Genomic DNA, 21,930 nt, shown 5'->3' with positions numbered 1-21,930 from the left:
CAGGAGTCCCCTTGGCGAGTACCCCCCAGGCCGTGCGTCCGGCCGATCCGGCCGAAGTCGAAGCGCTGCTGCGACTGATCCTGACGTCGCTGGACGACGATCAGGCCGAAGAGGTCATTTCGATTCCGCTCGCGGGCAAATCGACGATCGCCGACCATATGGTGATCGCCAGCGGCCGCTCGACGCGGCAGGTCGCATCGATGGCCAACAAGATCGCCGAAAAGGTGAAGGCCGAGTTCGGCCGTCCGGTGCGGATCGAAGGGCTGCAGACCGCCGATTGGGTGCTGATCGACGCCAATGACGTCATCGTCCACCTGTTCCGGCCGGAGGTACGCACCTTCTATAACCTGGAGCGCATGTGGCAGTTCGGCGATACGGTGTCGTCGTCGCTGAAGCCGCTTCCCCCGGAAGTCCTCAACCCGCCGAAGACCCCCACCGCGACGGACGAGGCCTGACATCCTTCTCCACATCGTGGCGCGCGGCAAGATCGGGCGATCGCCCGAGGCGGAGCTGGTCGATCGCTATCTGAAGCGGATCGTCTGGCCGACGCGCGTCACCGAACTGCCCGATACCGGCGGCAAGGTGCCCGCGATGGAGCCGCAGACGGTGCGGGTGATGCTGGACGAGAAGGGCGAGGTGCTCGGCTCGCTGGACTTTGCGCGGCGGATCGAGCGGTGGCGCGATAGCGGCACGCGAGAGCTGCGCTTCCTGATCGGCGCCGCCGACGGCTTCGACGATGCCGAGCGGGCGGGCGCGGACCTGTTGCTGTCGTTCGGGCGCGCGACCTGGCCGCATATGCTGGCGCGGGCGATGCTGGCCGAGCAGCTGTTCCGTGCGACCGCGATTTTGGCTGGGCATCCCTATCATCGGGAGGGGTGAGGGTGCGCGCTGCCGTTCGGTTTCCGCCCTCACCCCCCCCACTCGGCTGCGCCGAGCGGGTCCCCCCCCTCTCCCGTTGGGAGAGGGGAAGAGGCGCGGAGCGCCGAAGGGGTGAGGGCGGGCGCGTCGTCCTCGGCGTGCTTGCCCTGATCGCGCTCACCCTTCCCGCATACGGCCAGCCCGTCGTCGACCAGCGCCAACGCCTCGTCGCAGCCAAGCGCGACGCGGTGATCGCCACGCGTCGCGCCGAAGCGTTGGCGCGCGACGCGGCGGCCGAACGCAATGCCGCGGACAAGGCGCGGGCCGAGGAGGCGGCGCTGGCGGCGCGGGTGCGTGCTGCGGAGGCCAATCTGGCGGCGGCGCGGGCGCGGCAGGCGATCGTCACGCGGTTGCTGGCGGATCAGCAGACGACTCTTGCCACGCAGCAGGCGCCGGTCGCGCGATTGCTCGCGGCGCTGACCGCCTTGGCGCGCCGGCCGGCGGTGGTCGCGATCGCGCAGCCGGGATCGATCGACGACCTCGTCCACGTCCGCGCGGTGCTGGGTGGTGCGCTGCCGCTGGTGCAGCAGCGGACCGATGGCGTGCGGAGGCAGATCGCACGGACGCGGGGGCTGGAGCGGGATGCATCGGTCGCAGCGGCGGCGCTGCGGCGCGGGCGGGCGCAGCTGGAGACGGACCGGGTCGCGCTTGCGACGCTGGAGGCGGCGCATCGGCGTCGCGCCAGTGCGCTCGGGCGTCATGCGATGAGCGAGGAGGATCGGGCGCTCGCGCTGGGCGAACGCGCGCGGGACCTGGTCGAATCGCTCGGCGACGATGCGGTGGCACAGGCGACTGCGGCGGATCTGGCGGCACTGCCCGGTCCCCTGCCGCGCCCGCTGGCGCCCGGCACGCGGGTACCGGTGCCGGCGGCGGGGGCGTATCGCCTGCCGGTGCGCGGGCGGCTCGTCACCGGGACGGGCGAGATTTCCGACGCGGGCGTGCGGTCGCGCGGGCTGACCTTTGCGGTCGCGGCGGGCGCGCCGGTGGTGGCGCCGGCGGGGGGCGTGGTACGCTACGCCAAGGCGTATCGCGGCTATGGCACGATCGTGATCCTCGACCATGGCGACGGCTGGACCAGCCTCGTCACCGGGCTCGCCGCTGCGGGCGTTCGCCCGGGCGAGCGGATCGCGGCGGGAGCGCCTCTAGGCAGGGCGGCGGGGGGCGAAGAGCCTCGGATCACCGTCGAATTGCGTCGCCGCGGGCGGCCGGTGGATATCGCCGCGCTGCTGGGCTGAGGGTGCCCGACGGTTCGCGTCGATCAAGCGTCATCCGGTCTTCCGGGTCGTTATTGCCTCGCTCCGCTCGCAATGACGGGAGGGGGCGTGCGGCGGCGATAGGCGGATCGGCAGCAGGCGCGCTGCGCCGTCAGCGACGGTTCAGCCTCGCCGTGCTTTGCTCCGGCTCGCAAAAGGGATAGACGTGCGGGGTTTTCCCGCCTTGCAGGACTTTCGATGCCCCGTCCGCTGCTGACCGCGACTGCTATCATCGGTTCCCTGTCCCTGATCCCGCTCGCCACGCAGGCGATGGCGGCGGTGGACACGGATACCTATCGCGAATTCGACCAGTTCCTCGACGTCTTCAACCGGATCAAGGCCGATTACGTCGACAAGGTCGACGACAAGAAGCTGATCAAGGGCGCGATCGAGGGCATGCTTGCGAGCCTCGACCCGCACTCGAGCTATGTCGATGCGCTCGACTACGACAATCTCAAGATCCAGACCGAGGGCAATTACGGCGGCCTAGGCCTCACCGTCCAGATGGAGGACGGCGCGGTAAAGGTTGTCGCGCCGCAGGAGGATACGCCCGCCTATCGCGCCGGCGTGAAGTCGGGCGATTACATCACGCATATCGACGGCAAGCTGATCTACGGCGAGACGCTGGACGAGGCGGTGGCGCTGATGCGCGGCAAGCCGGGCAGCAAGATCAGCATGACGATCGTCCGCCCCGGACAGGACAAGCCGCTCGACATCACGATGACGCGCGAGGTGATCGTGCAGCGCCCGGTGAAGTGGGAGGTGCGCGGCGACGTCGGCTACATCAACATCAACACCTTCTCCGAAAGCACCGGCGCGGATACGCGCGCGGCGATCATGGCGATCGACAAGAGCCTGGGGCATCGGCCGCTGGGCTATGTGGTCGACCTGCGCGACAATGGCGGCGGTTTGCTGACGCAGGCGATCGCGGTGAGCGACGCTTTCCTGGATCATGGCGAGATCGTCTCGCAGCGCGGGCGCGAGAAGAGCGATATCGAACGCTATTTCGCCAAGCCGGGCGACGACGCGCATGGGCTGCCGGTGGTGGTGCTGACCAACCCCGGTACGGCCTCGGCGTCCGAAATCGTCGCAGGCGCGCTGCAGGATCATCACCGCGCACTGATCATGGGTGAGCGCAGCTTCGGCAAGGGATCGGTGCAGACGCTGCTGCCGCTGGGCCCGCAGACCGCGCTGCGCCTGACTACGGCGCGCTATTACACGCCGTCGGGCCGCAGCGTGCAGGAAGGCGGCATCGAGCCCGATATCCGCGTGCCGCAGATCAGCGATCCCGACATCAAGACGCGCCCGGTGTTCCGCGAGGCCGACCTGCGCCGCCACCTGATCAATGAGGTGAAGGCGGACAACAAAATCCTCGAGGAAGATACCAAGGACGATCCGCGCTTCGCGATGACTGCGGAGCAGCTCAAGAAGCAAGGGATCGACGACTTCCAGCTCTATTATGCGCTGAAGACGGTCGCGCGGCTGGGCGGCGCGGCGCAAGTCGCCGCGGCGACGAAGCCGGTGCCCTCCAGCCGGCCGGGCGGCAAGTGAGCCGCGCGTTCACCCCCGCCGAGCGGCGCGCGCGGGCGCTTGCGCTGCTGCTGCCCGCGGCGCTGCTGGCGGGGGCGTGGTTCTCTCAGCTCGTCGGGCATCTGTACCCGTGCGAGATGTGCCATTGGCAGCGCTGGCCGCATTATGCGGCGCTGCCGTTCGCGCTGCTGGCGTTCGTCGTGCCGCAGCGGAGCATCGCCAAGGGACTGGTGATCATCGCTGCGCTGCTGATCGCGGTATCGGGTGCGATCGGCGTGGCGCATGCCGGCGTCGAATATCATTGGTGGGAAGGCTTTACCGCCTGTACCCAGACGGTCGACCTGCGCGGCCTGGGCCCGGATGCGCGGCTGGAGGCGCTGATGCACGCGCCCATGGTGCGCTGTGATACGCCGCAGTGGACGCTGTTCGGCATCTCGCTCGCTGGGTTCAACGCGATCTTTTCGCTGGGTGGCGCGTTGCTGATCCTATGGTGGATGAGGAAGGCACGATGACCGCGACGATCGCGAACGCGCGCAGGCCGCACTGGCGCCCCGGCGACCGGCGCGAGGCGACGAAGGCGATGATCCGCGTCGATCAGGCGGGCGAATATGGCGCGACGCGTATCTATGCGGGCCAGCTGGCGGTGCTGGGCGATCGGCACCCGGCGGCGCGTGCGATCCATCATATGGCCGCCCAAGAGGAGCGGCACCGCGCCTTCTTCGATGCGATGATGGCGCGCCGCGGCGTGCGGCCGACGCTGTTCCAGCCGTTCTGGGACAAGGCGGGCTTCGCATTGGGTGCGATCACCGCGGCGATCGGGCCGAATGCGGCGATGGCCTGCACTGCGGCGGTCGAGACCGAGATCGACAAACACTATCAGCAGCAGCGTGACGAATTGGGCGACAGCGACCCCGAATTGTCCGACGCGATCGCCGATTTCCAGGCCGAGGAACTGGAGCACCGCGACCATGCGCTGGCCGCGGGCGCCGAACAGGCGGTCGGCTATCCGATCCTGTCGGGCCTGATCCGGCTGGGCTGCAAGGTCGCGATCGCCACCGCCAAGAGGATTTGAGAGGACGACGCATGCGAGCCTTCATCGCCACCGCCTTGATGCTGACCGCCGGCCCCGCGTTCGCGCAGGAGTTTACGCAGGGCGCGCAGCCGACGGCCCAGCCCCCGGCGCAGACGGTCAGCACGAAGCCGGCGCTGCCCGGCGCGCCCAAGCCGGTGGTGATCCAGGCACCGGGCGAGGTCGCCAAGCGGGCGCCGATCAACGGCGTGCTCGTCCTCTATGGCAACGAACGGTGCCCGACGAACAGCGACGGGCAGGAAATCGTGGTGTGCGAACGCCGCAGCGCGCGCGAGCAATATCGCGTGCCCAAGGAATTGCGTGAATTCCAGGTGACGCCGCAGAACGAAAGCTGGGCGGCCCGCGCGCAGGGGACGCTGGATGCCGGCGTCGGCGCGAACAGCACGGGGAGTTGCTCGACGGTGGGGGCCGGCGGGCAGACCGGTTGCTTCCTGCAGAGTGCGCGGGCGGCGCGTAAGGAGAATCAGGCCCGTAAGGCGGAAGAAGCGCGGGTTCCGTAAGGGGCGGTTGCCTCACACTCCCCCGTCACCCCGGACTCGGTCCAGGGTCCACTCCGCGGCGAGGGGGACGGCTGGAGGCACAGGCGCTACCCCCGCGGCACGGTGGACCCCGGAACGAGTCCGGGGTGACGGAGTGGGTGTGGCAGAGGGCGTGGCTCCTACCAGCGACTTGGCGGCTCGTGCCGCGTCGGCTACCCTCGTGGTCAGGGGGATGCGCACATGGCGACGGCGATCGGACGGGGCGGAACACGGGTAAAGCCTTGGGCCGCCGACACCTATGAAAAGGTGCTGTCGGTCGGTGCGCTGCTGCTGCTCGCCGCCGTGCTGATCGCGATCCTTCGCGGGCATGCGCAATGGGCGATGGTGCCAGGGATCGTTTGGGCGCATATCCTCACCATTTTCGTCGCGCTCGTCCTGACGCCGGTCATCCTGCTGTCGCCGCGCGGGGACAGGCGGCATCGCATCTTGGGGCGGATCTGGGCGGCGGCGATGCTGCTGACCGCGTTGCTGTCGTTCGGTATCCGCGAGGCGAACGGCGGCTTCAGCTTTATCCATATCCTGTCGGCCTGGGTCGTCATCCAGGTGCCGCTGCTGTGGTATGCCGCGCGCGCCCACAAGGTTGCGCTGCACCGGGGCAGCGTGCGCGGCATGGTGACGGGGGCGCTGCTGATCGCGGGCTTCTTTACCTTCCCGTTCGGCCGGTTGCTCGGGCGCTGGCTGTTCGGCTGAGTCCATGCGCGGCGTCCGCATCGTCCTGTTCGCGCTCGTCTGGCTGAGCTGTGTCTGGTTCGGATCGTGGGAGCGCAACGACAATCAGGCGACGCGGATGTACGCGGCGATCGGGCTGGTCGAGCGCGGCGATGCCTCGATCGATCCCTATGCCACGCTGACGATCGACAAAGCGATGTTCGGCGGGCGCACCTATCTCGACAAGCCACCGGGCATGACGCTGATGGCACTGCCCGCAGTGTGGATCGTCGATCGTGTCACCGGCGACCGGGCAAGCCATTATGACAGCGCGATCGGGGGCTATGACTTCGATCGCTACCTGCGGCTGCGCGTGCGGCTGGCGGTGGCGATGGGGCCCGCGCTGCTGACCGCGCTCGCCGCGGTGCTGCTGTTCGATCTGGGCGTGGGGCTGAGCGGCAGCGCGGGCGCGGGGTTGTTCGCCGCGCTGGGCTATGCGCTGGGTACGCCGGTGTGGGGCTGGTCGACGACGCTGTTGGGGCATGCGGTGGTCGCGGACCTGTATGTCGTGGCGATCTGGGCTGTGTGGCGCGGACTGTCCCTGCCGCGGGGGGCGAGCGGCCATGCGCTGCTGGCCGGCGTGGCGCTCGGTTGGGCGGTGGTGGTCGAGCATCAGGCGGTGTTGGCCGGCGCAGTGCTCGCGCTCTGGGCGGCGTGGGCGGCACGCGACCGGGCGGATCGCGGCTGGCTGATCGGCGCGGCGCTGATCGGCGGGGCGATCGCGCTGGTGCCGTTCGCGACCTACAATCTCGTCGCCTTCGGGACGCCGTTCCGGATCGGCTATGCCGGCGTCGTCGGCTGGGAGGGCATGCACCAGGGGCTGTTCGGGCTGGGTATGCCGCGCATGTCGGTGCTGCGCGAGGTGACGATCGGCGCGCGCTATGGGCTGATCTGGGTCGCGCCCGTGTTGGTGCTGGCGCCGTACGGCCTGTGGATGTGGGGGCAGCGGCCGCGGACGCGCAGCCTGGCGGTTGCCGCAGCGCTGGCGGCGGCCGTCGTACTGCTGGTCAATGCGGCCTATGTCTATTGGCAGGGCGGCAACACCACTGGGCCACGGTTCGCCATTCCCGCGGTGGCGCCGCTGGCGTTGGGCCTTGCTGCGGCTTGGGCGCATGCCGGGGATCGCGGCATCCGGATCGGCATGGCCGCGCTGCTGGCGCTGTCGATCGCGATCAATGCGGCGATCGCCTCGGCCGAGATTTTCGCACCACCAGGCAGCGCCTTTCCGGTGTGGCAGGCGGTCATCGCCGGGCCGTTCGCCGACGGCGTCCTGCGCACGCTGCCGAGCGAGTGGTTCGGCTGGAGCCCCTGGGCGGGCTTCCGCTGGTGGTGCGCGCTCGCGCTGCCGATGCTGGCGTGGCTTGTCTGGCGGGTGCGACGGGTTCAGGCCTGAGGCGTGCGCTTCAGGCCGCGGACGCGGTGCCAGATGTAGAAGGCGACGAGGGCGATCAGGACGATGCCGATCGCGAGGTCGGCGCGGTGGAAGGCGGCTTTGACGCGCGGGTCGCTGTCCCACTTGCTGCCCAGCTTCATGCCGACCCAGGCGAGGCCGAAGCACCAGGGCCAGCTGCCGAGGAAGGTATAGACGTGGAAGGGCACCAGCCGCATCCGCGCGACGCCCGCCGGGAAGGCGATGAAGCTGCGGATGACGGGGAGCAGGCGGCCGATCAGCACTGCGATCGAGCCCCAGCGCGCGAAGAAGCGATCGGCGGCGTCGAGCTCGCCCGGGCCGATCAGCAGATAGCGGCCCCAGCGTTCCGCGACCGGCCGGCCGCCGCGCTTGCCGATCTCATAGGCGACGATCGAGCCGAGGTTGCAGCCGATCGCGCCCGCGGTCGCCGCCAGATACAGGTCGAAGCGGCCGGTCGAGACGAGATAGCCCGCGAACGGCATGATGATCTCGGACGGCAGGGGAATGCAGGCGCTTTCGATCGCCATCAGGATCGCGATGCCGACGTAGCCGCCGCTGGAGATGACCCAGATCGTGAAGGTGGCGAGGACGCCCAGAATTTTCTCGAACATGGGCGGGGGGCTTGGCGGATCGCACGGGTTTAGGGAAGGGGGAACCGGATACGCTGCTGGGACGCTGGGCGACGATGACCGATCTGACGCTGAACGATGGCCGGACCATGCCCCAATTGGGCTTCGGCACCTGGAAACTGCCCGATGCACAGGCCCCTTTGGTGGTGCGCGGCGCGCTCGATGCCGGATATCGGCTGATCGACACCGCGGCGATCTACCGCAACGAACGCGGCGTCGGCGAAGGGCTGGCGGGCAGCGACGCCTTCGTCACGACCAAGCTGTGGAACGACAGGCAGGGCGATCCCAAGGCGGCGCTGGTCGAAAGCCTGGCGCTGCTGGGGATGGATGCGGTCGATCTGTATCTGATCCACTGGCCCGCGCCGGGGCAGGGGCAGTATGTCGAGGCGTGGAAGGCGCTGGTGCGCCTGCGTGACGCGGGCAAGACGCGATCGATCGGCGTGTCGAACTTCCTGCCCGAGCATCTAGACGCGATCATCGATGCGACGGGCGTGACGCCGGTGCTCAACCAGATCGAGCTTCACCCGCGGCATCAGCGGCTGGAAGAGCGGGCGTATCACGAAGCGCATGGCATCGTGACGCAGAGCTGGAGCCCGCTGGGGCAGGGCGGCGACCTGTTGCAGGACGCGGCGATCGTACGCATCGCGGACAAGCATGCGCGGTCGGTGGCGCAGGTGGTGCTGGCCTGGCATCTGGCGCATGGCTTTTCGGTGATCCCGAAGGCGGCGGACCCGGAGCATATGCGCGAAAATTTCGCCGCGGCGGACCTGACGCTGGACGACGAGGATATGGCGGCGATCGATGCGCTCGACCGGCAGGAGCGGATGGGCGAGGATGCTCGGGCGATGTGATGCGTCCGTGACGTGGGCAACGTGGACATCTTGGCGGAAACGGTTTGGCCTTATCGTTTCCGTACGTGACATGATGATGAGAAAGAGCGAATCTGGAGATTCGATCTATCCGAATAGGCCGATGTAGGACGGCGACTGGGAATTCCCCTGCCGTGCCAACACCTTGTTGCAGAGGGCGTCCAACAGATTCTTTGCAGCAAGACGATGTGGTCGGGGCCGGAGCGGTTGTCGGCATCGCGTATGTCGCGAGGGTGTCGCGTACCTCCCCCTCCGTCACCGCTTTGCGGTGCCACCTCCCCCTGGCGGGGGAGGACTTGGGTTGTGTCAGTCCTCCCTCGCTTTAGCGGGGGAGGGGGACCGGCGGACGTAGTCCGGTGGTGGAGGGGGCGTTTCCGCATAGGGCCTTGGGCAGATCCGGTGTCAGCCTAGCGCCGCCTTGGCCTGTTTCAGGTCTTCGACGAAGCGGGCGTATTCCTCGGCCTTTTGGGTTTCGTCGGGCAGGCGCAGCAAGTAGCTGGGGTGGACCGTGATCCAGGCCTCGCCGCCGTCGGGGAGGGCGATGGCTTTGCCGCGTTCGCGGCCGATCGTGACCGTTCGGCCGAGCAGCGAGCGCGCGGCGGTGGCGCCGAGGGCGACCGTTACGCGCGGGCGGATAAGCATCTGTTCCTGTTCGATCCACCAGCGGCAGGCCTGGATTTCGCCGGTGTCGGGCTTGGCGTGGATGCGGCGCTTGCCGCGTTGTTCGAATTTGAAGTGCTTCACCGCATTGGTGACGTAGACGCGGGCGCGGTCGATCTCGGCTTCGGCGATGGCGCGGTTGAAGACCTGCCCGGCGGGGCCCACGAACGGCGTGCCGGCGAGGTCCTCTTGGTCGCCGGGCTGTTCGCCGACGAACATCAGCGGCGCATCGACCGGGCCTTCGCCGAAGACGGTCTGCGTCGCGTGCTTGTAGAGGTGGCAGCGGGTGCAGGCTGCGGCTTCCTCGCGCAGCGCCGCCCAGGCGGCGGTGGCATTGTCGCCGATGGCCGGCGCCTCGCGTGACTGGGTGATCATGCCGCTTTCCCGTGCCTGTGCGCCGGCGATCAGCTGCCCGACCAGCGCTGTTTCGGGCATGTTCTTCCAATACTTCCGCGGCATCTCCTTCAGCATCGCGCCGATCTTGACGCGCGCGGGGTTGAAGATGCTGGCGTAATAGGTCTTCCACACCTCTTCGGTGGGATCGCCGTCGGGGGCGTCGGCCTTTTGCGCGCCGGGTCCCTCGGACAGCGCCTTGCCGTCCCAGTGAAGCGAGACCTCCGGCGTCAGGATCGACCAGCGCATGCTGGCGAAGCGGTTGACGAAGAAGGCGGCGTTGGCGCGGACGATATGATGGTCGGGCTCGAACCAGGCGACGTAGCGCGTGCCCTCATCGTCCTGGTCCTCGCGGAAGCGGAGGAAGGCGCGCATCTTGTGGATGTCGCGGCGAACCGATTTGGCGAGGCCTTCGAGACGGCGGACCAGCGGGTCGGCCTGATCCTCGATCAGTTTCGGTTCGCGGCGCAGGCGGGCGAGCGCGGTGTAGAGGAGCGCGAACCGTTCGGGATCGCTCGACAGGACGACGCTGCGCGCGAGATCGATGAAGGCGCGGGGGACGGAGAGGGTGCCACTGGGGGGCGGCGGGGGCGTGTTGTCGGTGGCGGTGGCGAACAGGTCGGCGGGGGTGTCGCCGACCTGCCAGACGATATCGTCCGGGGGGACGTCGGCCGCGGCGAGAGGCCGGGCGGCGTCGCGCCAGGCGTCGAAGTCGTCGGGGGCGGGGAGGGTGATTATGCGCATGGCATGTCTTCGTCACTCCGGACTTGGTCCGGAGTCCACTGGGCAGCGGGGGAATGGCTGGAGGCTCTGACCGCCCCCCTCGCCGCAGAGTGGACCCCGGACCAAGTCCGGGGTGACGGGGTAAGCGGGGCAGGCGTACCGAGCCTCACCGATCAGTCACGGTCGTCGCCGCCGGCGGGCTTTTCCTTGGCGAGCTTCAGTTCCTCGGGCTTGCGCTCTTCGTAGATCGCGGCGAGTTCCTTCTCGGTCTTGCTGTCGAGCTCGTCGGCCGCGGCGGGGAACATCTCTTCCTCTTCCTCGGTGATGTGGTGTTCGTAGCGGCGGCGCATGTGGAAGAATTTCTCGTTCCACTCGTCCGACGACACCTCCAGCTCGGTCATCTCGGCGAGCAGGTCGTCGACCTCCTTGTGCTCGGACACCGAATGGCGCGCGTCGTCGCGCAGCTCGGGGTCGCGTAGCATCGTGGCGTAGAGCGATTCCTCCTCGGCGGCGGCGTGCGCCTGCACTTCGAGGCGGAAGGTTTCGAACAATTTGCCGCGCTTGGCCGTATCGGTCAGTTCGGCCAGCTCCTTCAGCATCTTGCGCTGCTTGTCGTGGTCGCGCTTCAGGTCTGCGTAGATGTCGGCGAGGGCCATGGGTGTGTCTCCTTCGCATCGCCCAACCGGCGAACGCGCACGGCGTTTCACCCGCGAGTCATTCTCACGCGGCGAAGAGTTCGAGCTGCTGCTTTTTGGGCGCGACGAGCGGCGTCAGGTCGGCGCGGTCGCTGAGCAGTACCGGGCGCCAGTCATCGGTGACGATGAAGGGGCGGACCTTGGCGACGCTGACCGTCAGGCGCGCGACATCGTCGAGGCGCAGGCGGCGCCAGCGGCGGGTGGCGACGATACGGTCGACCGCCTTCACGCCGAGGCCCGGAACGCGGAGCAGCATTTCGCGTGGGCTTCGGTTGACGTCGACCGGGAAGCGGTCACGGAATTTGAGCGCCCAGGCGAGCTTCGGATCGATGTCGAGCGGCAGCATGCCGGTGGCGTCGTCGGCGGCGGCGACGACCTCGGCCGGGCTGTAATCGTAGAAGCGCATCAGCCAGTCGGACTGATACAGGCGATGTTCGCGCATCAGCGGCGGGCGTTGCAGCGGCAGCACGGTGCTGGCGTCGGGGATCGGGCTGAATGCGCTGTAATAGACGCGGCGCAGGCCGAAGCGATCGTACAGTGTCGAGGCACGCGCAACGATCTCGCCATCGGTCGCGGCGTCGGCGCCGACGATCATCTGCGTCGACTGGCCTGCGGGGGCGAAGCGGGGGGCGGATTTGTACTTCTTGCGCGCGTCGCCATTGTCGGCGATCGCGCCCTTCACGTCGCGCATTGCGCCTTCGATGCGGGTGCCGTCCTTTTCGGGGGCAAGGCGCTTCAGGCCGCTGACCGTCGGCAATTCGACGTTGATCGAAACACGGTCGGCGTAGAGGCCGGCCTGATGGACCAGCTCCGGGTCGGCGTCGGGGATCGTCTTGAGATGGATATAGCCGCGGAAGTGATGGTCTTCGCGTAACGATCGCGCGACCTCGACCATCTGCTCCATCGTGTAGTTCGACGATTTGATGATGCCGGACGAGAGGAACAGCCCCTCGATATAGTTGCGCTTGTAGAAGGCGATCGTCAGGTCGACGACCTCCTTGGCGGTGAAGCGCGCGCGGCGGACGTTGCTGCTCTTGCGGTTGATGCAATAATGGCAATCGAAGATGCAGCTGTTGGTCAGCAGGATCTTGAGCAAGCTGATACAGCGACCATCGGGGGCGTAGGCGTGGCAGATGCCCATGCCCTCGGTCGAGCCCAGCCCCTTGCCGTCTCGGCTGTTGCGCTTGGCGGTGCCCGACGAGGCGCAGGACGCATCGTATTTCGCCGCATCGGCAAGGATTTCCAGCTTCTGGCGGGTGTCGAGCTGGGCCATGCGTTCGATATACGTTCCACAGGCATCGTCGGCAAGGGGCGGAGGCAACACGATTTTCAGCCTCAGTCATCGCCCCGCAATGATGATGCGCGATAAGGTCCGCCAAGGAGAGTCGGAGATGACGACAGAGGACATGCCCTATCTGTCCGCGCGCTCGTTCGCCGAAGCGGTGCGATCGATCCAGGCGGACCATCCCGCTGCGGCGGCGGCGCATCAGGCGATGTGCCTGGCCTATACCGGCCGCGTGCTGGCCGGCCTGCGCGCCGCTATTCCGCCGCGAGCAGGCTGGTCGCGCCGCCCAGATCAACCGATACCAGCCGGCTGACGCCGCGTTCGACCATGGTGACGCCGAACAGGCGGTGCATGCGGCTCATCGTCACCGCATTGTGCGTGACGATCAGATAACGGGTCTGCGTTTCGCGCGTCATCCGGTCGAGCAGGTCGCAGAAGCGCTCGATATTGGCGTCATCCAAGGGCGCATCGACCTCATCGAGGACGCAGATCGGCGCGGGGTTGGTAAGGAACAAGGCGAAGATCAGCGCGACCGCGGTCAGCGCCTGTTCGCCGCCTGAGAGCAAAGTGAGCGATTGCAGGCGCTTGCCGGGCGGTTGCGCCATGATCTCCAGCCCCGCCTCGAGCGGATCGTCCGAATCGACCAGCGCGAGGTGCGCGGCGCCCCCGTCGAACAGCGTGGTGAACAGGCGGCGGAAATGGCCGTCGACGGCTTCGAACGCGGCGGTGAGGCGCTGGCGGCCTTCACGGTTGAGCGTGCCGATCGAGCCGCGCAGGCGGTGGACCGCCTCGACCAATTCGTCGCGTTCGGCGGCGTTGCTCTTGCCGGTGGCTTCCAGCTCGGCGAGTTCGCGCTCGGCAACGAGGTTGACCGGGCCGATGCGCTCGCGATCGGCGGTGAGGCGTTCGTGCGTGGCGCTTTCCGCGGCGGGTGTGCCGACATCGGCGCCGGCGAAGCCGAGGCGTTCGGGAAGCACGGGCGCGGGGCATTCGAAGCGTTCGCCCGACAGGCGGCCCATCTCGACGCGGCGCAACTCCTGCGATTCGAGGCGGGCGGCGGCGCCGGCGCGGGCTTCGCGGGCCTGCGACAGCGCCTCGATCGCGCGGCGCTGCGCATCGTCGGCGCGACGGACGGCGGCATCGGCGTCGCGTTCGGCGGCGGCGTGCGTATCCGCGTCGCGGCGGGCGGCGTCATGTTCGGCATGGGCGGTGGCGATGGCGGCGTCGAGCGCGGCGGGGCGGCCGGCGGCGTCGGCAGCCTCTTTGGCGAGCGCGACCTCGCGCGCGTCCATGTCGGCGATGCGCTTGGCGGCCTCGCCGGCGCGGGCGCGCCAGCTGCGGGTGTCGGCTTGCGCGGCGGCTAGCCTCTCGCGATTGTCCTGGACCGCGCGGTCGAGCGTAGCGCGCTCGCCGCGGGCCTGCGCGACGGCGGTGCGGCAGCGCTCGGCGACGGCGGAGAGGGCGGTGACCGCGGCGGCGCTGTCGCGGCCGTCGGGCAAAGCGGCGCGGGCGGCTTCGGCGGCGGTGCGCTCGGCCTCGGCCTCGTCGTGTTCGGCGGCGACGCGCAAGGCGCGGGCGTCGAGATCGGCGCGCTGCCCGGCGAGGCGGTCGAGCGCCGTGGTGGCGCGGTCTTCGGCACGTTCGGCGTCGCGGATCGCGGTGTCGGCCTGCGTGAGGGCGGATCGGGCGGCTTGCGCGGCCGTGCGGGCCGCGGCGATGCGGCGGTCGATGTCGGCGCGGGCGGTGTCGGCGGCCTCCGCGGTGGCGGCGGCGGCGGGGCGTGCCGCCTGCAGGGTCTTCAGGCGGTTGAGGCGTTCGAGCCGTTCCGCCGCGGCGGCGCCGCTGCCGCTTGCGACATGGCCGTCCCAGCGGCGTGTGTGCCCGGCGGGGGTGACGAGGCGCTGGCCGACCGCGAGCGACTGGCCGTCGTCGGTATCGGCGACGAAGGACTGGGCGAGGCGGCGGGCGAGCGCGGCAGGCGCGGTGACGTGGTCGGCGAGCGGCGTCGTGCCGGGTGGTGGGGCGGGATCGCCCGGCTGCGGCTTGGCACCGGTCCAGGCGGCAGGGTCGCCCTCCAGCTCGTCGCCGAGCGCGGCGGCGAGCGCGCGTTCGTAGCCGGCGGCGGGAGCGAGGCGATCGAGCAGCTTTTCCTTGCCCGTGCGCTGGGTGGCGCGGGTAAGCGCGGCGATCTCGGCATCGATCTGGGCGAGGTCGGCGCGGGCGGCGGCGCGGGTGATTTCGGCGGCGTCGCGGCCGGCGATGGCGGCGCGTTCCTCCGCCTCCGCCTGGGCGAGCGCGTCGCGGGCCTGTTCAGCGCGGGCGAGGGCCTGTTGCCGGCGTGTGGCGGCCTCGTCGCGGGCGGCGGTGAGCGGGGCGGCGTCGCCCAGCGCGGCGAGCGCCTGTGCGACCTGTGCGACGTCGCGGCGGGCGCGGTCGGCGCGGGTGCGGGCAGCGGCGAGCGCGGCGTCGGCGACGCGGGTTTCGGCGGCCTCGCTCGCCTGGCGCGCGAGGCCCTGGGCGAGGGCGACCTCGGCATCGCGGGCGTGGCGTTCGGCGTCGGCGAGCGTCGCGTCGAGGCGGGGCGCCTCGTCGGCGGCGGACAGGATCGCGCGGTCGAGCGCCTTCACCTCGTCGGCGAGGCGGGCGAGCGCCTGCGCGGCGTCGGCGGCGAGCGTGCCTTCGCGCGCGCGGTCGTCGGCGATGCGGCGGCGCGCCTCGTCCAGTTCGCTCACCCGGCGCGCGGCGGCGGCGCGTTGCGCGCGGAGCGTGGTGAGGCGGTGGCCGAGATCGTTGGCGGCGTCGCGCGCGGCGAGCGCGGCGGCGCGGGTGGTGGCGACGGCGGCCATGGCATCGGCCTGTGCGGCGGCGGCGATGCGTTCGGCGTCGGTCGTCTCGGCGACGCGGGTGTCGGCGGCGGTCGCTTCGGCGCGCGCGGCGTCGGCGGCGGCGGCGGCGTCGCGCCAGCGGGCAAAGATCATGCGCGCTTCGGCGAGGCGAATCTTTGCCGACAGCTCACGATAGCGTTCGGCGGCGCGGGCCTGGCGGCGCAAGGAGGCGGCGCGCGCGTCCTGATCGGCGATCAGTTCGCCGAGGCGTTCGAGGTTCGCTTCGGTCGCGCGCAGTTTCTGTTCGGCGTCCTTGCGGCGGACGTGGAGGCCGGCGATCCCCGCCGCTTCTTCCAGCATCGCGCGGCGTTCGGCGGGCTTGGCGGCGATGACCGCGCTGATCCGGTTCTGGCTGACGAGCGCGGGGCTGTGTGCGCCGGTGGCGGCGTCGGCGAACAATAGCGCGACGTCCTTGGCGCGCACGTCGCGGCCGTCGATGCGATAGGCGCTGCCGGCGCCGCGTTCGATGCGGCGGACGACCTCGCGTTCGTCGCCGTCCGCGGCGTCGAGCAGGATCGACACTTCGGCAAAGGCGCGCGGCGGGCGCGTCGCGGTGCCGGCGAAGATGACGTCCTCCATCCCCGCGCCGCGCAGCGACTTGGCGCTCGATTCACCCATCGTCCAGCGGAGCGCTTCGAGCAGGTTGGACTTGCCGCAGCCGTTGGGGCCGACGACGCCGGTCAGCCCCGGCTCGATATGGAGGTCGGCGGGGTCGACGAAGCTTTTGAACCCGGCAATGCGGAGCCGCTTGATCTGCACGAGGGTGGGGTGGCTGTTCTATTGTGCGGTGGCAAGCGGCGCGGCGTTTTTTGATTCACGCGAAGACGCGAAGACACGAAGAGGTCAGGCTTGGCGCCGCAGGCATTCCCCTCTCGCACCCGAACCGCATAGGCGATCGGTGCTAGATAGGGGCGGCTGCGCCGCATGGGCGACCTCTTTGCGTCTTCGCGTCTTCGCGCGAAACCCCTTTACGCGCCGGCGGCCTTGAGCAGCGGTTCAAACTGGCCCCAGCTGCTGACGTCGGTCTTCTTGCCGTTGATGAGGAGCGTCGGCGTGCCGGTGACGGTGCCGTCGGCGCCCTTGTCCTGCGTCTGCTTGGTCCAGCGGTCGATCTGGCTCATGTCGCCCAGGCACTGCATCGCCTTGGCTTCGGGGATGCCGCGCTGCTTGGCGAAGTCGATCAGGCCCATCTGCTGTGCCATCATCTTGATCGCATCGACGGGCTTGGCGGTCTGCAACTGCTGCTGCTGCGCGGGCGTCATCGCCTGGAGCTTGTTGAGGAAGCCCTCCTGCTGCTGGTACATCTGTTCCAGGATCGGGAAGAAGGCGGCTTTGTCGGCGCAATTGCCGAGCAGCGCCGGCGGCACGTCGGGGGCGCCGTGAACCAGGAACTCCCTGTATTCGAAGCTGACCTTGCCGCTCTTCACATAGTTCATCAGCGATTCGAAGCCGTCGCGCGCGAAGGCGCCGCAGACCGGGCACAGGCGCGAGCCATATTCGACGACCTTGATCGGCGCGTTCGGGTTGCCGACGATCGTGCCCTCCGCGGTGCGCGAGACGACGTCGGTCCAGTTCTGGCCTGACGGCGCGGCGACGGCGGCGACGGGGCTGGCGGGCGCGGCGGGGGTGCCGGTGCCGTCCTTCGAACAGGCGTTGAGCGCCAGCGGCAGGACGAGCAAAGCGGCGGTGAGGCGGGTCTTCATGGCGTTACGCTCCATCACGAAAATCACTTGAGGCCCTTGGCACGCAGCACGGGGGCGAGGGTGTTCCAGTCACCCGGCGGTTGCAGCGTGCCGTCGACGTAGAAGCTGGGGGTGCTGTTCACCTCGATCGGCGCGTCGCCGGTCATCGCGGTGATCCGCGCGACCTCTGCCTTGTCGGCGAAACAGGCGTTGATGCGCGCCGGCGTCAGGCCACGCGCGCGCATCGCGGCGGTAAGACCGCCGGCATCGGCATAGGTGCGCGCCTGGACGATCGGCGGCTTGGTATCGATGTCGGGATGGGCCGCCTGATACTCGCCGACCTTCTTCAGCCATACCGGTTGCGTCGCGAAGATCATCGCATGCGCTGCGGCAAAGCCGCGCGGGCCGGCGCAGCGGGCGAGGATCGCGGCGCCGAGGTCGGCGGGATCGCGGATCAGGTGGCGGTATTCGAGGCTGAGCCCGCCTGAGCGGATCATCTTGCCCTTCAGCTCCGCCTCGCTCTCCTTGGCGAAGACAGCGCAGTGCGGGCAGGTGTAGCTGCCATATTCGATCAGCTTCACGCGTGCGGCGGGGTTGCCGAAGACGTAGGCGCCCTTGGCGGTCTGGCGCGCGGGCGCGGCCGACCAGTCGGTGACGGGCGCGGTGGCGGCGACCGTGAGAAGCGCGATCGGAAGTAAACGGGAAAGCGTCATCAGCTGATCCTGGGCAGGGTGCGCGGCGCGTGGACGCCGGCGGCGAGGGCTTCGAGCACGGCGCGGAGTTCCGGGTCGGCGATTGTCTTCAACCCTTCGCCGATCTCGGCGGGCGCTTCGCGCGGGGCGGCGGGGGCGCTGCGTGGCATACGCTTGGCGACGTCACCCTGGCGGATCGTCAGTTTCGCGACCGCCGCATAGCCGAAGAAGCGGTTGACGCGCTCGACGATCTCGGGCGCGATATGCTGCATCATCGGGGCATGCGCGCCGCGCACGACGATGGTGAGCACGCCGTCCGCCTTCTGCCCCGGCGGGAAGCGCAGCGATTCGGGTGCCGATGCCGCCGCCCAGCGTTCGCCGACGATCTCCGGCCAGCGCGTGACGAGCGCGCTCTGCACGAAGCCGAATCGCTTGAACGCGGCGCCATGGATCGCGGGCAGCAGTTCGCTGACCGCGCGGGCGCGATTCTGGCGGGGGGCTTCGGTATCGGTGGCGCGGGCGCGCTTGCTCATCCGCGGCTCCATGCCATAGCGGATGCGTGGACGCTACACGCTCTTATCCCGAACCTGCGGTGATCGCGCCGCTTCTACTCGCCTGGTACGACGTCCACCGCCGCGCGCTGCCGTGGCGGGCACTGCCTGGTGAGACGGCGGACCCGTATCGCGTGTGGCTGTCGGAGGTGATGCTCCAGCAGACGACCGTGGCGGCGGTGCGGCCGCGGTTCGAGGCGTGGGTGGCGCGCTGGCCGGATTTCGATGCTCTTGCGGCGGCGGACGAGGTGGAGGTGATGGCCGCCTGGGCGGGGCTGGGCTATTATGCTCGCGCGCGCAATCTGGTGGCGGCGGCGAAGGTCGTGGTGGCGGAGCATAATGGCGCGTTCCCGTCGGACGAGGCGAGCTTGCGCACGCTGCCGGGCCTGGGCGCCTATACCGCGGCGGCGGTGGCGGCGATCGCCTTCGGGCAGCGCGCGGTGGTGGTCGATGCCAATGTCGAGCGCGTCGTCGCGCGGCTGTTCGCGATTCGCGAGGCGTTGCCGGGCGCGCGGGTGGCGATCCGCGCTGCCGCCGACCGTCTGACGCCGGACGCGCGCGCGGGCGATTTCGCGCAGGCGATGATGGATCTGGGGTCGGGCATCTGCACGCCCAAGAAGCCGTCGTGCCTGCTGTGCCCGCTACAGGGCGAATGCCGGGCGTTCCGCGAGGGCGATCCCGAGCGGCTGCCGGTGAAGGCGGCGAAGAAGGCCAAGCCGCAGCGGCACGGCACGATCTTCTGGCTGGAGCGCGACGGGGCGGTGTGGCTGGTGCGGCGGCCGGGCAAGGGTCTGCTCGGCGGAATGCGTGCGCTGCCGACCGGGCCGTGGGCGGATGCGCCGCCGGGCCTCGCCGATGCGCCGGTCGCGGCGGCGTGGGAGTTGCGCAACGCAACTGTCGCGCACGGTTTTACCCATTTCGATCTGCAACTGGCGCTTGCCGTGGCGGAAGGCGAGGGCCATCACCCGCTTAACGGCGAATGGTGGCCGATCGACGATCTGGATCGCGCCGGCCTGCCGACGCTGTTCGCAAAAGCCGCCGCGGCGGTGCTGAGGAGGGATGGATGAGGCGCGTTCACGGGATCGTCGGTGCTGGTCTGGTCGCGCTGGTCGCGAGCGCCGGGTTTGCGGGGCAGGCGCAGCGGGCGTCAGCGCCAGCGCCGTCGGTGGCGCACACCGGATCGGTCGATACGCTGGGCCGTGCGGTGCTGCCGGGGACGCAGGCGCTGTTCGATGGCTATGTCCGCGACGACAAGATGCCGGGCATCGTCGGCGCCTTCGGTGTGGGCGATCGGCCGACCTGGTTCGTCTCGGCCGGACGGATCGCCACCGACGCCAATGCGCCTGCCGCGACGCCCGATACGCTGTGGCGCGTCTATTCGATGACCAAGCCGGTGACGGCGATGGCGGCGATGATCCTGATCGAAGAGGGCAAGATCGGCCTCGACGACCCGCTGTCCAAATATATCCCCGCCTTCAAGCAGATGCGCGTCTTCACCAATCCGGATGTGACGCTCGATTCGGTGCCGGCGAAAAGCGAGATCACGATCCGCGAGTTGCTGACCCATACGTCGGGCCTGGGCTATAACATCAACGCCAAGGGCCCCCTGCTCAAGCTGCTGGAGGCGAAGGGTATCCTGCCGGCGGCGGTGAACACGCGGATCGAGGCGGCGGCGCGGCGCACCCGGCCCGCGACGCTCGCCGACTTCGCCGATCGCGTCGCGAGCATCCCGCTGGTCTACCAGCCGGGCACGCGCTGGCATTATTCGATCGGCCTCGACGTGATGGGCCGCGTGATCGAGGTGGCGTCGGGCATGCCGTTCGACCGCTTCGTCCAGCAGCGCCTGTTCGACCCCTTGAAGATGACGTCGAGCTTCTGGACCGTGCCGGCGCGCGACGCATCGCGCCTCGCGACCAATTACGCGATCGTCGGCGATCAATTGTCGCCGCTCGATCCCGGTGCGACGTCGGTGTGGCTAAAGCCGCCGAGCTTTCCCTATGGCGGCGCCGGCCTGGTCATGTCGGCGCGCGACTATGACCGGTTCCTGCACATGCTGGCCGATGAGGGCACGCTGGACGGCGTGCGGGTCATGAAGCCCGAGACGGTGCGGCTCGCCATGTCGAATCTGCTGCCGGCGGGCGTCACCTTTGGCGGAGTGGACGGCAATACCGGGGGCACGCAGGCCGCGACGCCGATGGGCTTCGGCGCGGGCGGTTCGGTGTATCTCGCCGATGGGCCGGGGGGCATGCCCTCCAAGGGCACCTATGGCTGGGGCGGTGCGGCGGGCACGGTGGCGTTCGTCGATCCGGTGAAGAAGGTGCGCGGTACGATCATGGTCAATTACTTCCCCGCCGATCGCTGGCCGGTGCGGCAGGATACGGTGCGCGCGCTGGCCGCCGATCTGTCGCGGTTCAAGCGATGAGCGTCGCCCCCGGATTTACGGCCATCGGGTTCACGGGCGGCACGCTCGATCGCGCCGATGCGCTGCGCCACGATCCGACGGCGCTGGCGGCGAAGCTCGACTGGCGGGCGCGGTTGCTGCGGCTCGATGGGCTGATGCCGGCGGCGGACGACGACGGACGACTGGTGTGGGACAGCCTTGCCGCACTGCCGGAGGATGCCGAGGTCATCCTGCTGGGTCTGGATGAGGCCGGCCGCGCGCATGTCGCCGCGCTGCTGCCGCACAGTGGCGAAGGCACGGTGCCGGCGATGCGCAGCCCGGCGCTGATGGGCCTGCTTGCCAGCCTTCAGCCGGGTGAGGCGGCGACCTATGCCGCGGCGCGCAGCCTGATCGACTGGCACAGCCGCCATCGCTTCTGCGCCCGTTGCGGCGGCACGACGCACCTGTTCCGCGGCGGCTGGGGGCGGCAGTGCGACGTCTGTGCGACCGAGCATTTCCCGCGCGTCGACCCGGTCGTCATCATGATCGCCGAACATGACGGCCGCGCTCTGCTGGGGCGCGGCAAGGGCTGGCCCGAGGGGCGCTATTCGGCGCTCGCCGGCTTCGTCGAGCCTGCCGAATCGGTGGAGGAAGCAGTGGCGCGCGAGATCGTCGAGGAGGCGGGCGTGCGCGTCACCGACGTGCGCTATGTCGCGAGCCAGCCCTGGCCGTTCCCGTCGTCGCTGATGATCGCCTGCATCGGCCGGGCGGAGGACGATAGGATCACGCTCGACACCAACGAGCTGGAGGATGCGATCTGGGTGGAGCGCGACGTGGTGCGTGCCGTGCTGGCGGGCGAAGCCGGCCCGTTCCTGCCGCCGCCGCCCTATGCGATCGCGCACACGCTGCTGACGGTGTGGGCTGACCAATAAGTCCTCCCCCGCAAGGGCGCATCGGGATGAACGGCCCCCGGCCGTTCAAGATCATGCCGGGGGCATGATCGACCCGATGCGGTGGCAGCGAAGCTGACGGAGGGG

22 protein-coding genes are annotated in these 21,930 nt (G+C 69.6%); 14 read left to right on the top strand and 8 right to left on the bottom strand.

All coding sequences use genetic code 11. The features are described 5' to 3' along the window. The first annotated feature begins 11 nt into the window (after positions 1 to 11). The 9 genes from rsfS to A7E77_RS06305 all read left to right on the top strand — a co-directional run bounded on the left by rsfS (position 12) and on the right by A7E77_RS06305 (position 7,431). Positions 12 to 455 (top strand): ribosome silencing factor, encoded by a 444-nt coding sequence (rsfS, locus tag A7E77_RS06345; protein ID WP_221204681.1) that lies wholly within the window; start codon positions 12 to 14, stop codon positions 453 to 455. Between the two features lies 1 nt (position 456). Then, positions 457 to 879, top strand: coding sequence for a 23S rRNA (pseudouridine(1915)-N(3))-methyltransferase RlmH (locus tag A7E77_RS06340; RefSeq protein WP_063686692.1), 423 nt, complete (start codon positions 457 to 459; stop codon positions 877 to 879). A 137-nt stretch (positions 880 to 1,016) separates the two neighbouring features. Continuing rightward, positions 1,017 to 2,153, top strand: a complete 1,137-nt coding sequence (locus tag A7E77_RS06335; protein WP_063686690.1) for a murein hydrolase activator EnvC family protein — start codon at positions 1,017 to 1,019, stop codon at positions 2,151 to 2,153. A 216-nt stretch (positions 2,154 to 2,369) separates the two neighbouring features. Next, positions 2,370 to 3,722 (top strand): S41 family peptidase, encoded by a 1,353-nt coding sequence (locus A7E77_RS06330; protein WP_017980268.1) that lies wholly within the window; start codon positions 2,370 to 2,372, stop codon positions 3,720 to 3,722. Continuing rightward, positions 3,719 to 4,213, top strand: coding sequence for a disulfide bond formation protein B (locus A7E77_RS06325; RefSeq protein WP_063686688.1), 495 nt, complete (start codon positions 3,719 to 3,721; stop codon positions 4,211 to 4,213). The genes A7E77_RS06330 and A7E77_RS06325 overlap by 4 nt, the downstream gene beginning before the upstream one ends. Continuing rightward, positions 4,210 to 4,773, top strand: coding sequence for a demethoxyubiquinone hydroxylase family protein (locus A7E77_RS06320; RefSeq protein WP_020486621.1), 564 nt, complete (start codon positions 4,210 to 4,212; stop codon positions 4,771 to 4,773). Before A7E77_RS06325 ends, A7E77_RS06320 begins: the two co-directional genes overlap by 4 nt. 11 nt (positions 4,774 to 4,784) lie before the next feature. Next, the gene (locus A7E77_RS06315) at positions 4,785 to 5,291 is read left to right on the top strand and encodes a hypothetical protein (protein WP_063686686.1); all 507 of its coding nucleotides are present in this window, start codon (positions 4,785 to 4,787) and stop codon (positions 5,289 to 5,291) included. A 219-nt stretch (positions 5,292 to 5,510) separates the two neighbouring features. Then, positions 5,511 to 6,020 (top strand): DUF2306 domain-containing protein, encoded by a 510-nt coding sequence (locus A7E77_RS06310; RefSeq protein ID WP_063686684.1) that lies wholly within the window; start codon positions 5,511 to 5,513, stop codon positions 6,018 to 6,020. A gap of 4 nt (positions 6,021 to 6,024) precedes the next feature. Beyond that, complete coding sequence (locus A7E77_RS06305) at positions 6,025 to 7,431, top strand: hypothetical protein (protein WP_063686682.1); 1,407 nt, start codon at positions 6,025 to 6,027, stop codon at positions 7,429 to 7,431. On the opposite strand, the gene A7E77_RS06300 is transcribed toward A7E77_RS06305, so the two are convergent. Continuing rightward, positions 7,422 to 8,060, bottom strand: coding sequence for a DedA family protein (locus A7E77_RS06300; protein ID WP_017980262.1), 639 nt, complete (start codon positions 8,058 to 8,060; stop codon positions 7,422 to 7,424). The two genes, A7E77_RS06305 and A7E77_RS06300, sit on opposite strands and share 10 nt — an antisense overlap. A gap of 74 nt (positions 8,061 to 8,134) precedes the next feature. On the opposite strand from A7E77_RS06300, the gene A7E77_RS06295 reads away from it, so the two are divergent. Continuing rightward, positions 8,135 to 8,929: an aldo/keto reductase gene (locus A7E77_RS06295; protein WP_063686680.1), complete on the top strand. Its 795-nt coding sequence runs from the start codon at positions 8,135 to 8,137 to the stop codon at positions 8,927 to 8,929. Between the two features lie 420 nt (positions 8,930 to 9,349). Here the strand turns inward: A7E77_RS06295 and A7E77_RS06290 are convergent, their stop codons facing one another. The 3 genes from A7E77_RS06290 to A7E77_RS06280 form a co-directional block, all read right to left on the bottom strand. After that, positions 9,350 to 10,744 (bottom strand): UdgX family uracil-DNA binding protein, encoded by a 1,395-nt coding sequence (locus A7E77_RS06290; protein WP_063686678.1) that lies wholly within the window; start codon positions 10,742 to 10,744, stop codon positions 9,350 to 9,352. Positions 10,745 to 10,896: 152 nt separating this feature from the next. Next, positions 10,897 to 11,379, bottom strand: coding sequence for a hemerythrin domain-containing protein (locus A7E77_RS06285; RefSeq protein ID WP_043061101.1), 483 nt, complete (start codon positions 11,377 to 11,379; stop codon positions 10,897 to 10,899). A 64-nt stretch (positions 11,380 to 11,443) separates the two neighbouring features. Continuing rightward, positions 11,444 to 12,691: a putative DNA modification/repair radical SAM protein gene (locus tag A7E77_RS06280; protein WP_063686676.1), complete on the bottom strand. Its 1,248-nt coding sequence runs from the start codon at positions 12,689 to 12,691 to the stop codon at positions 11,444 to 11,446. A 118-nt stretch (positions 12,692 to 12,809) separates the two neighbouring features. Between A7E77_RS06280 and A7E77_RS17675 the strand changes: the two genes are divergently transcribed. After that, positions 12,810 to 13,016 (top strand): hypothetical protein, encoded by a 207-nt coding sequence (locus A7E77_RS17675; RefSeq protein WP_131588934.1) that lies wholly within the window; start codon positions 12,810 to 12,812, stop codon positions 13,014 to 13,016. On the opposite strand, the gene A7E77_RS06275 is transcribed toward A7E77_RS17675, so the two are convergent. The 4 genes from A7E77_RS06275 to A7E77_RS06260 all read right to left on the bottom strand — a co-directional run bounded on the left by A7E77_RS06275 (position 12,958) and on the right by A7E77_RS06260 (position 18,495). After that, complete coding sequence (locus A7E77_RS06275; RefSeq protein WP_063686674.1) at positions 12,958 to 16,347, bottom strand: chromosome segregation SMC family protein; 3,390 nt, start codon at positions 16,345 to 16,347, stop codon at positions 12,958 to 12,960. The two genes, A7E77_RS17675 and A7E77_RS06275, sit on opposite strands and share 59 nt — an antisense overlap. A gap of 209 nt (positions 16,348 to 16,556) precedes the next feature. Beyond that, positions 16,557 to 17,291: a thioredoxin domain-containing protein gene (locus A7E77_RS06270; protein ID WP_043061104.1), complete on the bottom strand. Its 735-nt coding sequence runs from the start codon at positions 17,289 to 17,291 to the stop codon at positions 16,557 to 16,559. Positions 17,292 to 17,314: 23 nt separating this feature from the next. Beyond that, positions 17,315 to 17,983: a DsbA family protein gene (locus A7E77_RS06265; RefSeq protein WP_063686672.1), complete on the bottom strand. Its 669-nt coding sequence runs from the start codon at positions 17,981 to 17,983 to the stop codon at positions 17,315 to 17,317. Further along, entirely contained in the window at positions 17,983 to 18,495 is a 513-nt protein-coding gene (locus A7E77_RS06260) for a DUF721 domain-containing protein (protein WP_226341869.1), read from the bottom strand. The genes A7E77_RS06265 and A7E77_RS06260 overlap by 1 nt, the downstream gene beginning before the upstream one ends. A gap of 26 nt (positions 18,496 to 18,521) precedes the next feature. Between A7E77_RS06260 and mutY the strand changes: the two genes are divergently transcribed. The 3 genes from mutY to nudC are packed head-to-tail and all read left to right on the top strand — an operon-like array spanning position 18,522 to position 21,825. Beyond that, a complete protein-coding gene (gene mutY, locus A7E77_RS06255; protein ID WP_063686668.1) occupies positions 18,522 to 19,580 on the top strand; it encodes an A/G-specific adenine glycosylase in 1,059 nt (352 codons plus the stop codon). Next, positions 19,577 to 20,935 (top strand): serine hydrolase domain-containing protein, encoded by a 1,359-nt coding sequence (locus A7E77_RS06250; RefSeq protein WP_063686666.1) that lies wholly within the window; start codon positions 19,577 to 19,579, stop codon positions 20,933 to 20,935. The genes mutY and A7E77_RS06250 overlap by 4 nt, the downstream gene beginning before the upstream one ends. After that, on the top strand, positions 20,932 to 21,825 hold the full coding sequence (gene nudC, locus A7E77_RS06245; RefSeq protein ID WP_063686664.1) for an NAD(+) diphosphatase: 894 nt from the start codon (positions 20,932 to 20,934) through the stop codon (positions 21,823 to 21,825). The genes A7E77_RS06250 and nudC overlap by 4 nt, the downstream gene beginning before the upstream one ends. Positions 21,826 to 21,930 lie beyond the last annotated feature (105 nt).

Source organism: Sphingomonas sp. NIC1 (assembly GCF_001638925.1).
Taxonomy (GTDB): domain Bacteria; phylum Pseudomonadota; class Alphaproteobacteria; order Sphingomonadales; family Sphingomonadaceae; genus Sphingomonas; species Sphingomonas aquatilis.
The sequence above is the reverse complement of the archived record's forward strand: the minus strand, read 5'-3'. Positions and strand labels throughout refer to the sequence as shown.

Bases quoted from the DNA above. Each gene is read 5' to 3' on its own strand.
- A7E77_RS06330 (WP_017980268.1), top strand. From the start codon at position 2,370: ATGCCCCGTCCGCTGCTGACCGCGACTGCTATCATCGGTTCCCTGTCC.
- A7E77_RS06265 (WP_063686672.1), bottom strand. From the start codon at position 17,983: ATGACGCTTTCCCGTTTACTTCCGATCGCGCTTCTCACGGTCGCCGCC.
- A7E77_RS06260 (WP_226341869.1), bottom strand. From the start codon at position 18,495: ATGAGCAAGCGCGCCCGCGCCACCGATACCGAAGCCCCCCGCCAGAAT.
- A7E77_RS06305 (WP_063686682.1), top strand. From the start codon at position 6,025: ATGCGCGGCGTCCGCATCGTCCTGTTCGCGCTCGTCTGGCTGAGCTGT.
- nudC (WP_063686664.1), top strand. From the start codon at position 20,932: ATGAGCGTCGCCCCCGGATTTACGGCCATCGGGTTCACGGGCGGCACG.
- A7E77_RS06250 (WP_063686666.1), top strand. From the start codon at position 19,577: ATGAGGCGCGTTCACGGGATCGTCGGTGCTGGTCTGGTCGCGCTGGTC.
- A7E77_RS06285 (WP_043061101.1), bottom strand. From the start codon at position 11,379: ATGGCCCTCGCCGACATCTACGCAGACCTGAAGCGCGACCACGACAAG.
- A7E77_RS06300 (WP_017980262.1), bottom strand. From the start codon at position 8,060: ATGTTCGAGAAAATTCTGGGCGTCCTCGCCACCTTCACGATCTGGGTC.
- A7E77_RS06290 (WP_063686678.1), bottom strand. From the start codon at position 10,744: ATGCGCATAATCACCCTCCCCGCCCCCGACGACTTCGACGCCTGGCGC.
- A7E77_RS06310 (WP_063686684.1), top strand. From the start codon at position 5,511: ATGGCGACGGCGATCGGACGGGGCGGAACACGGGTAAAGCCTTGGGCC.
- A7E77_RS06315 (WP_063686686.1), top strand. From the start codon at position 4,785: ATGCGAGCCTTCATCGCCACCGCCTTGATGCTGACCGCCGGCCCCGCG.
- A7E77_RS17675 (WP_131588934.1), top strand. From the start codon at position 12,810: ATGACGACAGAGGACATGCCCTATCTGTCCGCGCGCTCGTTCGCCGAA.
- A7E77_RS06320 (WP_020486621.1), top strand. From the start codon at position 4,210: ATGACCGCGACGATCGCGAACGCGCGCAGGCCGCACTGGCGCCCCGGC.
- A7E77_RS06295 (WP_063686680.1), top strand. From the start codon at position 8,135: ATGACCGATCTGACGCTGAACGATGGCCGGACCATGCCCCAATTGGGC.
- A7E77_RS06280 (WP_063686676.1), bottom strand. From the start codon at position 12,691: ATGGCCCAGCTCGACACCCGCCAGAAGCTGGAAATCCTTGCCGATGCG.
- A7E77_RS06270 (WP_043061104.1), bottom strand. From the start codon at position 17,291: ATGAAGACCCGCCTCACCGCCGCTTTGCTCGTCCTGCCGCTGGCGCTC.